The organism is Delftia sp. ASV31, from assembly GCF_016428765.1.
GTDB classification, from domain to species: Bacteria; Pseudomonadota; Gammaproteobacteria; order Burkholderiales; family Burkholderiaceae_C; genus Comamonas; species Comamonas acidovorans.
In genome coordinates this window covers 37,248-46,588 of record NZ_JAELTK010000047.1, presented here as the reverse complement: position 1 = coordinate 46,588, position 9,341 = coordinate 37,248, and the positions used below count along the sequence as shown (strand labels likewise).

At 69.1% G+C, this 9,341-nt stretch carries 9 protein-coding genes; 3 read left to right on the top strand and 6 right to left on the bottom strand.

Features of this window, described 5'->3' with window-relative positions; translation table 11 throughout:
- Positions 1 to 615, bottom strand: a 615-nt coding sequence (locus JHD82_RS17415; RefSeq protein WP_199137782.1) for a LysR family transcriptional regulator, incomplete at its 3' end; no start/stop codon positions are given.
- Between the two features lie 148 nt (positions 616 to 763).
- On the opposite strand from JHD82_RS17415, the gene JHD82_RS17410 reads away from it, so the two are divergent.
- A complete protein-coding gene (locus tag JHD82_RS17410; RefSeq protein ID WP_043780739.1) occupies positions 764 to 1,747 on the top strand; it encodes an aldo/keto reductase in 984 nt (327 codons plus the stop codon).
- A 22-nt stretch (positions 1,748 to 1,769) separates the two neighbouring features.
- On the opposite strand, the gene JHD82_RS17405 is transcribed toward JHD82_RS17410, so the two are convergent.
- From JHD82_RS17405 to JHD82_RS17395, 3 genes are read right to left on the bottom strand one after another with little or no spacing between them, the layout of a single operon-like run.
- Positions 1,770 to 2,099, bottom strand: a complete 330-nt coding sequence (locus JHD82_RS17405) for a DUF1840 domain-containing protein (RefSeq protein WP_199137780.1) — start codon at positions 2,097 to 2,099, stop codon at positions 1,770 to 1,772.
- A gap of 33 nt (positions 2,100 to 2,132) precedes the next feature.
- The gene (locus tag JHD82_RS17400; RefSeq protein WP_199137778.1) at positions 2,133 to 3,461 is read right to left on the bottom strand and encodes a class I SAM-dependent methyltransferase; all 1,329 of its coding nucleotides are present in this window, start codon (positions 3,459 to 3,461) and stop codon (positions 2,133 to 2,135) included.
- Between the two features lie 24 nt (positions 3,462 to 3,485).
- Complete coding sequence (locus tag JHD82_RS17395; protein ID WP_192367323.1) at positions 3,486 to 4,094, bottom strand: hypothetical protein; 609 nt, start codon at positions 4,092 to 4,094, stop codon at positions 3,486 to 3,488.
- A 22-nt stretch (positions 4,095 to 4,116) separates the two neighbouring features.
- On the opposite strand from JHD82_RS17395, the gene JHD82_RS17390 reads away from it, so the two are divergent.
- Positions 4,117 to 5,400 carry an aminopeptidase gene (locus JHD82_RS17390; RefSeq protein ID WP_199137769.1) on the top strand — a complete coding sequence of 428 codons (1,284 nt, stop codon included), beginning with the start codon at positions 4,117 to 4,119 and terminating at the stop codon, positions 5,398 to 5,400.
- On the opposite strand, the gene JHD82_RS17385 is transcribed toward JHD82_RS17390, so the two are convergent.
- Together JHD82_RS17385 and JHD82_RS17380 are read right to left on the bottom strand one after the other, a co-directional pair.
- Positions 5,352 to 6,779, bottom strand: a complete 1,428-nt coding sequence (locus JHD82_RS17385; RefSeq protein WP_199137767.1) for an ATP-binding protein — start codon at positions 6,777 to 6,779, stop codon at positions 5,352 to 5,354. The two genes, JHD82_RS17390 and JHD82_RS17385, sit on opposite strands and share 49 nt — an antisense overlap.
- A complete protein-coding gene (locus JHD82_RS17380) occupies positions 6,772 to 7,446 on the bottom strand; it encodes a response regulator transcription factor (protein WP_012203074.1) in 675 nt (224 codons plus the stop codon). Before JHD82_RS17380 ends, JHD82_RS17385 begins: the two co-directional genes overlap by 8 nt.
- A gap of 135 nt (positions 7,447 to 7,581) precedes the next feature.
- Here JHD82_RS17380 and JHD82_RS17375 point away from each other — a divergent pair, with 135 nt between their 5' ends.
- Positions 7,582 to 9,333 (top strand): phosphoethanolamine transferase, encoded by a 1,752-nt coding sequence (locus tag JHD82_RS17375; protein WP_199137765.1) that lies wholly within the window; start codon positions 7,582 to 7,584, stop codon positions 9,331 to 9,333.
- The last annotated feature ends 8 nt before the right edge of the window (positions 9,334 to 9,341 follow it).

Sequence of the window (9,341 nt, the reverse complement as noted above, 5' to 3'; positions counted from 1 at the left end):
GGCGGGCAGGTGGGCATGGTTGTCGTCCCAGCCGATGAAGGCATCGCCCTCGAACGGGTCCGAGCCTTGGGTGCCCGCGCTTCCGTTTCCGCCGGCGCGGCCTTGCACGTAGCCGGCCGATCCATACAGGCCGAAGCCCAGCGTACCCAGGCGCCGTATCGTGAGGTGGCCGGCCTCGGGCTGGGTCATGCGCACGGCCAGGTCGGCGTCGCGCCGGTGCAGGTTCAGCGTCTGCACGCCGCTGACCAGCTGCACGCGCAGACCCGGGTGGCGGGCGAACAGAGGGACCAGCGAGGGCGCGATCAGCGGGTTGGCCAGGTTCTCGGCCGTGGCCAGCCGCACCACGCCCGCGACCTGCGCCTGGCTTTGCGCGGCGTCGCCCAGGGCCTGGGCCGCCTGCTCCAGCGCCTCGGCCGGGGCCAGCAGCGCCTGGCCGTCGGCGGTGAGCCGATAGCCGCTCTGGTGGCGGCTGAACAGCGGCATGGCCAGCGCGGACTCCAGCCGGTCCAGCCGGCGCGAGACCGTGGCCACGCCCAGCCCCAGCGCGGCCGAGGCACCGCTCAGGCTGCCGGCGCGGGCAATGGCCAGGAAGATGCGGGCGTCGTCCCACTGCAATGGAATGCTCCTTTGTTTTCGGGAATGTTTTTCGGGAATTTTTTCGGGAATGCTTTCCGAAAATGGAAGATCAAAGCGCGATTTTGTCAGTAGGCAAGGCCGCTTCGGAAAACCATACTGGCCCCTTGTTTCAGCAAGAGGATATGCAATGCAACAACGCACACTTGGCCACGATCTGCAGGTATCCGCCCTGGGCCTGGGCTGCATGGGCATGAGCGAGTTCTATGGTCCGCGCGACGACGCCCTGGCGCTGCAGGCGCTGGACCACGCCGTGGAGTCCGGCATCGATTTCCTGGACACGGCCGATGTCTACGGGCCGCACCACAACGAGGAGCTGATCGGCCGCTTCCTGGCCTCGCGCCGGCCGCGCGTGAAGATCGCCACCAAGTTCGGCATCGTACGCAAGGCCGGCGAGTACCGGCGCAGCATCGACAACAGCGCGCAGTACGCACGGCAAAGCTGCGAGGACTCGCTGCGGCGCCTGGGCGTGGAGCGCATCGACCTGTACTACGTGCACCGCGTCGATGCCACGCGCCCCATCGAAGAGACCATGCAAGGCCTGGCGCAGCTGGTGCAGGAGGGCAAGATCGCCCGCATCGGCCTGTGCGAAGTCAGCGCGGCCACGCTGCGCCGTGCCCATGCCGTACACCCGGTGGCGGCGGTGCAGACCGAGTATTCGCTGTGGACGCGCGAGGTGGAGGAAGAGGTGCTGCCCGCCTGCCGCGAGCTGGGCGTGGGGCTGGTGGCCTATTCGCCGCTGGGGCGCGGCTTTCTCACGGGGCGCTTTCATGGCGGCACGGCCTTCGAGCAGGGCGATTTCCGCGCCAGCCTGCCCCGCTTTCAGCCCGGCAACATCGACACCAACCAGGCCCTGGTGGGCGCCGTATCGGCCCTGGCGCAGCGCAAGGGCAGCACGCCCGCGCAGATCGCCCTGGCCTGGCTGCTGGCCCAGGGGCCTGACGTGGTGCCCATTCCGGGCACCCGGCGCATCGCCCATCTGCAGGACAACCTGGGCGCGCTGTCCGTGGCACTGACCCCCGCCGAGCTGGACGAGCTGCGGCGCGCCAGCGACGAGCTGCCCGTGGCCGGGCAGCGCTATACGGAAGAAGGCATGAAGGGCATCAACGCCTGAAGGGGCCGGTGGGGCCGCCGGCTTACCAGGTGACGTCGCTGTTCTCGGCGGCGCTGCGTCGCAGCATGTCGATCATGGGCGCAGCGCGCTGGCGCAGGCTGACGGCATCGCGTGCGCCCGGTGCGCCATTGTCCTGGTCGCCATCCTGCGCATCCTCTTCCTGGTTGGCCTTGCGGCGGGCGTCGTCGTCGGCGACGGCGGCCTCCAGCGCCTCGATGGCGGCGGGAATCTGCTGCACCGTGATGATGCCGCTGGCGCCGGGCGTCTTGCCGACGATCTCCAGGACCTGGCGGCCGTTGGATTCGAGCATGATGACGTCGGCCGTGGCACGGGACTTGAACTTGTAGAGCATGGCTATCCTTTTTCTGTGTGGCGTGTCATGCACTCAGCGGTACATGTACTCGCGGTTGAAAGCATAGTCCGATTGAGCCCCCACCATGGGTCCCGACTGGAGCCGTCCATCGGGATGCGTGCACAGCATCTGGTGCAGGGCGATCCAGCCGCGCTCGAATCCCATGGCGCAACCCGCCAGATAGAGCCGGTAGGCGCGCAGCACCTTGGCGGCACCTTCGGCATCGGCATGCTGCTCAAGGATACGCTGCGCCTGCGGCAGCCGGGCTTCCAGTGCGTCGGACCAGTTCCACAGCGTGCGTGCGTAGTGGGGCCGCAGGTTCTCCGTGTCCACCATTTCCAGCCCGCTGTGGCCCATGTCGTGCAGCACGCGGCTCACATGCATCAGCTCGCCGCCGGGGAAGATGTAGCGGTCGATGAACTCGCCCATGCCCGCGCCCAGCTCGGTGTTGTCCACGCCGCCCGCCGTGATGCCGTGGATCAGCGCCATGCCGCCCGGGCGCAGCAGGCGGTGCACGGTCTGGAAGTACTCGGGCAGCTTGGCCTGGCCCACATGCTCGAACATGCCCACCGAGCCTATCTTGTCGAAAGGCTGGCCGGGCGCCAGCGCGCGGTAGTCCAGCAGTTGCATGTCCACCTTGCCCTGCAGGCCGCGCTCGGCAATCAGCTGCTGCACGTAGCGGTGCTGGTTGTGCGAGAGCGTGATGCCTGTGGCCGTGACGCCGTAGTGCTCGGCCGCCCACACCAGCAGCGCGCCCCAGCCCGCGCCGATGTCCAGGAAGCGCTCGCCGGGCCGCAGGTCCAGCTTGCGGCAGATGTGGTCCAGCTTGGCCTCCTGGGCCTGGGCCAGCGTCATCTGCGGATCGCGGAAGTAGGCGCAGGAATAGACGCGGCGCGGGTCCAGCCACAGGCCGTAGAAGTCGTCGGAGATGTCGTAGTGGAACTGGATCTGCTGGGCGTCGCGCGCCAGCGTGTGCGCGGCCATGGAGCGCATGCGGGCCATGGCATGCCCCCACCAGTGCGATGTGCCGCGCACCGGATCGGACTGCAGCAGGCTGGCGGCCACCGCCATCACGTCGCGCATGCGGCCATCGATGCGCACCAGCCCTTCCACGATGGCACTGCCCAGTGTCCCTATCTGCCCGGCCGCCAGGCTGGCGATGGCCGACATGGTCTGGAAATGCAGCACCACCTGCGCATCCGCAGGACCAGCGCGCTGGCCGGACGGCAGGATCACGGCCACGGGGACAGGGAGAGACGCCAGCCGCGCCTCGATGGAGCTCAGCACTTGTGTCATGGCGTTCATTTTTGACAGCAAGGCGCACTGCGTCAATCGCAGCCTGGGCTGTGCATGGCGGAGCATGGCGCCCCGCCCGTGGTGCAGTGATCAGGCGATCAGCTGCCTGTAGTCGCGCCGTGTCTGATCTGTCACCGAAGCAAGCACTTGCTCGAAGGGCGTCTTGTGCCGTGCGACCAGCCGCAGGGATGCCACGGCGCGCGATTTGCAAAACCAATGACAGGTGTACTGCATGAGCAACAGCTCGGCCGTCATCGTGAAGGCGCGCGCACGGCGTTCGTCCTCGTTGCGGCTGTCGGCCACGCGCACGGAGGCAATGCCGCGCGCATGCAGTTGCATGGCGTCGCGCAGATCGAAGGACGACGAGGGAAAGAGCCGGTCCAGATAGGGCAGCGCCACGGGCAGCGTGCTCACGCGCGTGAGCTGCGGATCGGCCGTGGCCATCTCCTTGGCAAAGCGCTGGAACTGCTCGGCCAGGTTGGCCTCGGTGTTGTCCAGCACGGTCCAGATCTGGGCACGGCGCTGCTCGTCGCTCTCACCCAGGGCGCGCAGATAGCCTTCGATCAGGCCGCCCATCAGCTTCTCGATCTGGAATCGTCCCAGATACTGGGCCAGCAGCAGGGTATGCCGGCGCTGTTGCTGCGTCTTGAGCAGGTAGATTGCGATGAAGACAATGATCGCCAGCGTGAAGAAGTCCATGAAAGCAGCAAGGGGGCCAAGGGTGCGAGAAGGCTTGAGTGTAGTCAGGCGCGGCCTGCCCGCGATTTTGGTGGGCATAGGCCTGCTGCTGGGCGGCTGTGCCAGCCGTGGGGCCGGTGGCGACGGGCTGGGCTATTACTGGCAAAGCCTGCGCGGGCAAATGCACCTGCTGCAGGCCAGCCGCCCGATTGACGACTGGCTGCAGGACGAGAACCTTGCGCCCGCACTGCGCGAGCGCCTGCTGTCCGCCCGGCGCATGCGCGCTTTTGCCGTGGAGCGCCTGGGCCTGCCCGACAACGCGAGCTACCGCCGCTATGCCGATCTGCAGCGGCCGTTTGCCGTATGGAACGTGGTGGCCGCGCCGCCCGACAGCCTGGAGCTGCACCGCTGGTGCTTTCCCGTGGCCGGCTGCGTGGGCTACCGGGGCTACTTTGCCGAGGCCGACGCCATGGCCCAGGCACGGCAACTGGCCGACCAGGGCCTGGAGTCCGGCAGCTACGGCGTGCCCGCCTATTCCACGCTGGGCTACCTGAACTGGCTGGGCGGCGATCCGCTGCTCAACACCTTCATCGGCTGGGGCGAGGGCGAGTTCGCCGGCCTGCTGTTCCACGAACTGGCCCACCAGGTGGTCTATGTGGCCGGCGACACGGCCTTCAACGAATCCTTTGCCACCACCGTGGAGCGCCTGGGCACGCCGCTGTGGCTGGCCACCGAGGCCGGCCCCGCCGCCCGCGCACGCTGGGATGCAGGCCAGCTGCGGCGCGCGCAGTGGCGGGCGCTGACCGGCCACACGCGCCAGGCGCTGCAGCAGCTCTACCAGGACCCGCAGCAGCGCGGCCCCGCCATGGCGCAGGCCAAGGCGCAGATCTACCAGCAGTTCCGCAGCGACTACGCTGCGCTGCGCGCGCAATGGCGCAGCGCCGATGCGGCCCTGCTGACCACCGATGCCCAGCGCCAGCTCTACGACCGCAACCAGGCGCGGCTGGACCAGTGGGTGGCCGATGCCAACAACGCCAGCTTTGGCGCGCTGGCCGCCTACGACGACTGGGTGCCGGCCTTCACCGCGCTGTGGAAGCAGTCGCAGACCCAGGTGCCGGCCCAGGTGCCGGCCCAGGCCGGCGGCGAGGCCGCCCAGGGCTGGCAGCGCTTCTATGCCGAGGTAGAGAAACTGGCCGCCCTGCCTGCCTTGCAGCGCAACACAAGGCTGTGCGGGCTCATGCCCGCCGATGCGCACCTGCCGCCTGCCTGCGCCCCGGATCAGGACAGTGCGTCGGTATCCACGGACGGGTCGCATCCCGGCAACTGAATGCGCGCCAGCAGGCCGTTGGAACTGCCGGGCAGCGGCGACTGCAGCTCCAGGCTGCCGCCGTGCTGGGCCACGATCATGGACACGATGGACAGGCCCAGGCCGTAGCCCGGCGACGCCAGCTCCCGCACGGTGCCCTGGGGCAGGCGCAGGTCGTCCACATGGCGCACATGGCGCTCGCGCGCGGTGCTCAGCGCCGCCGCATCCATGCCCGGCCCCTCGTCGCGCACCTGGACGGTGTGGCTGTCGCAGACTTCGAGCAGCACCTCCGAGCCATCGCTGTAGCGCAGCGCGTTCTCCACCAGGTTGCGCAAGGCAATGGCCAGCGTGTCCACGTCGCCCGCCACCGGCCCGCAGGGCTGCTCGGGCAGCACCACGTCCAGCCGCAGCTGGGTGGATTCGTCCTGCTGCCAGAACTCGGAGGCCACCATGCTGGCCAGCGCGTCCAGCCGCACCTCGTCCTGCGCCAGCGCCGAGCCCGAGGCCGCGCGCGACAGCTGCAGCAGTTTTTCCGTGCGCTGGCGCAGCCGCTCCAGCGCCTCATAGGCCGCGCGCACATCGGTGTTGTCCACGCCCCTGTCCAGGGCCGTCTGCAGGCGCAGCGTGGCCACGGCCAGCGGCGTGCGCAATTCGTGGGCCGCATTGGCAGCCATGGAGCGCTCCACCTGCACGGCATGCGACAGGCGCTGCATCAGGTGGTTGATGCCCCGGCCCAGGCGCCACAGCTCGCGCGGCATGGCGTCCAGGTCCAGCGGCTCCAGGTTGGCGCCGCCGCGCTCGCTCAGTTGCAGCTGCATGTCGAGCAGCACGCGCAGGCGCCGGCGTGCCGTCGCGCGCAGCACCCAGCCCATCAGGGTCAGCATCGCCAGCATCACCAGCACCAGCGCCAGCAGGGCGCGCTGCAGCGCCTCGCTGCGTTCGGCCAGGGGATCGGCCAGCACCAGAAACAGCGGCAGCCGGGGATGGGCCACCACGTACATGCGCCAGCCCTCGCGCTCGTAAAACCCGTCGCGCATGGGAACGGGAAAGGCCACCACGGGCGCCGCCTGGGTGCGCAGCAGCACATTGCCATGCCGGTCCTGCAACTGATAGACCAGACTCTCCGCCCCGTTGCCGGGCTCCAGCGCCACATGGGGCAGGGGCAAGCCTTCGACCGAGTGGTCCTGCTGCTCCAGCTGGTGCACGGCCACCTCCAGCATGCGGTGGGCACTGTCGATCATCTCCTGGTCGAAGTTGCGGTGCACGATGTGGCTGACATACCAGGCCAGCGCCAGCACGCAGGCCAGCCAGACGGCGGCCAGCGCCAGCGTCAGGTCGCGGGCCAGCTGGTCGGCCAGCCGGGGCGGCAGGCCGGGCTTCTCCCGGCGCCCCTCAGCCATGCTCGGTCACCAGGCGGTAGCCGGTGCCGCGCACGGTCAGGATGCGTTCGCGCCCGAGCTTGCGGCGCAGCCGACTGATGAAGACTTCCAGCGTGTTGCTGTCGGCCTCAGCGTCGAAGCCGTAGAGCGCATCGAGCAGATGCTCGCGCGTGTACAGGCGCCCCGGATGGACCGTGAGCACGCGCAGCAGCGCCCATTCCTTGGGCGTGAGCAGCAGGGTGCGGCCCGCATCGCGCACCATCTCGCGGGCCAGGTCGATCTCCAGCGTGCCCATGCGCAGCACCGCGTCCTGCCCGGCCTGCATGCCGCCGCCGCGCCGGCTCACGGCGCGCAGGCGGGCCAGCAGTTCCTCGGGGTCGTAAGGCTTGACCAGGTAGTCGTCGGCCCCTGCGTCCAGCCCGCGGATGCGGTCGCTGACCTGGTCGCGGGCCGTGAGCACGATGGTGACGGGCGGCTGCTCCAGCCGGCGCAGCGTGGGCATGAGCGCCAGGCCGTCGCCGTCGGACAGGTGCAGGTCCAGCAGCACGGCCGCGTAGCTGGCGCCGGCCAGGCAGGCGCGCGCCTGGGCCAGAGAAGGCACACTGTCGATCAGAAAGGCCTTGGAGCGCAGATAACTGCCGACCGCCTGTGCCAGGGCCTCATCGTCTTCGACCAGCAGGATTCGCATGGGAGGTGGGGCCTTCGCACATCAGGATGCGCTCCGCACATGGGCGGAACAGAGGGGACGGGAGAGGTTCAAGCTGAACGGAGTCTGAACGCGGGGTTCAGATGTTCTTAAGCTGCGAATTCTACGCTCGCGGTCATGCCCGAACGCCTGCTCGCACACCCCCCTCTGGCCAGTTCATCCGCCACCGGCACGGCCTCCTCGTCTACCCAGCCCCCCCACACCAGCCTTGCGGCGCGGCTTCGCATGGCCTGGAGCGCCCCGCGCTCGCCCCAGGCCGTGGCCCTGGTGCTGGCGCTGTGGCTGCTGGCCACCGCGAACTGGGCGCTGTGGCTGCGCCTGCCCCACCTCGAAGGCTATGACGGCAGCCTGGCCACCCTGGTGCTGCGCCTGCTGCCGCTGGGCCTGGGCGGCATCCTGCTGCTGCTGTCGCTGACGGCCTGGCCGCGCGGCATGAAGCCGCTGTGGATCGCCCTGCCCTGGATTGCCGGCTCGGCCCAGTACTTCATGACTGCCTACGGCACGGTCATGGACGGCGGCATGATCAACAACATCCTGCAGACCGACCTGCGCGAGAGCAGCGACCTGTTCAACCCCCAGTTGCTGCTGCAGCTGCTGCTGGTGGCCGGCCTGCCCACGGCCTGGCTGCTGCGGCTGCGCATCATCCGCCCGCGCCGCAGCATGCAGACGGTGCTGCGCACGCTGGGGCTGCTGGCCGCCTCGGTGGTGCTGCTGGCGGCATCGGTCTTTGTCTCGTACCGCGAGCTGGCCCCCGTGATCCGCAACAACCTGTGGATGCGCCACATGCTCAACCCCGTGAGCCCCGTGCTGGCCTCGCTGGACGCGGTGCTCAAGCCCATCCTGCGGCCCAAGCGCCCGTTTGCCAGCATTGCGGCTGGTGCCACGCTGGGCGCCACCTACGCGGCCGAGCGCAAGCCGCCGCTGTTCGTCATCGTGGTGGGCGAGACGGCGCGCGCCGCCAACTGGGGCCTGAACGGCTATGCCCGCGACACCACGCCCGAGCTTGCCAAGCGCAAGGTGCTCAACTGGAGCAACGTGACCTCCTGCGGCACCAGCACGCGCGAATCCGTGCCCTGCATGTTCTCGCACCTGGGCCGCACGGGCTTCTACAAGAGCAAGGTGGACTACGACAACCTGGTGGACGTGCTGTACAACGCCGGCCTGGCCGTGCTGTGGGTGGACAACCAGGCCGGCTGCAAGGGCGTGTGCGAACGCATTCCCAACGCCAGCACGGCCGACCGCCTGAACACGCCCGACGGCAAGGCCCTGTGCTCCAGCGACGGCGAATGCCTGGACGGCATCCTGCTCAGCGGCATCGACGAACGCATCGCCGCCCTGCCGCGCGAGCGCCGCGAGCGCGGCGTGGTGCTGGTCATGCACGAGATGGGCAGCCACGGCCCGGCCTACTACAAGCGCTCCACGCCCGAGACCAAGGTCTTCCAGCCCGAATGCCTGACCAATGCACTGTCCAGCTGCACGCGCGAGCAGGTGGTCAACGTCTACGACAACTCCATCCGCTACAACGACCATTTCCTGTCGCAGACCATCGACTGGCTGGCAAGCCAGCAGTCGCACTACCAGACCGGCATGGTCTACATGTCGGACCATGGCGAGTCGCTGGGCGAGATGGGCATCTACCTGCACGGCATGCCCTACGCCATGGCGCCCGAGGAGCAAAAGCACATTCCCATGATTGCCTGGCTGGGCAACCTGGGCGAGCGCACCGGCGTGTCCGAGCGCTGCGTGCGCGGCCAGCTGGACACGCCGCTGTCGCACGACAACCTCTACCACACCACCCTGGGCCTGCTGGACGTGACCAGCCCCACCTACCAGAAGCCCCTGGACGCGCTGGCCGGCTGCCGCAGTTGAGCGGGCGC

Excerpts from the sequence above, each read along its gene's own strand:
- JHD82_RS17410 (WP_043780739.1), top strand. The coding sequence starts at position 764 with ATGCAACAACGCACACTTGGCCACGATCTGCAGGTATCCGCCCTGGGC.
- JHD82_RS17375 (WP_199137765.1), top strand. The coding sequence starts at position 7,582 with ATGCCCGAACGCCTGCTCGCACACCCCCCTCTGGCCAGTTCATCCGCC.
- JHD82_RS17380 (WP_012203074.1), bottom strand. The coding sequence starts at position 7,446 with ATGCGAATCCTGCTGGTCGAAGACGATGAGGCCCTGGCACAGGCGGTC.
- JHD82_RS17385 (WP_199137767.1), bottom strand. The coding sequence starts at position 6,779 with ATGGCTGAGGGGCGCCGGGAGAAGCCCGGCCTGCCGCCCCGGCTGGCC.
- JHD82_RS17395 (WP_192367323.1), bottom strand. The coding sequence starts at position 4,094 with ATGGACTTCTTCACGCTGGCGATCATTGTCTTCATCGCAATCTACCTG.
- JHD82_RS17400 (WP_199137778.1), bottom strand. The coding sequence starts at position 3,461 with ATGCTCCGCCATGCACAGCCCAGGCTGCGATTGACGCAGTGCGCCTTG.
- JHD82_RS17405 (WP_199137780.1), bottom strand. The coding sequence starts at position 2,099 with ATGCTCTACAAGTTCAAGTCCCGTGCCACGGCCGACGTCATCATGCTC.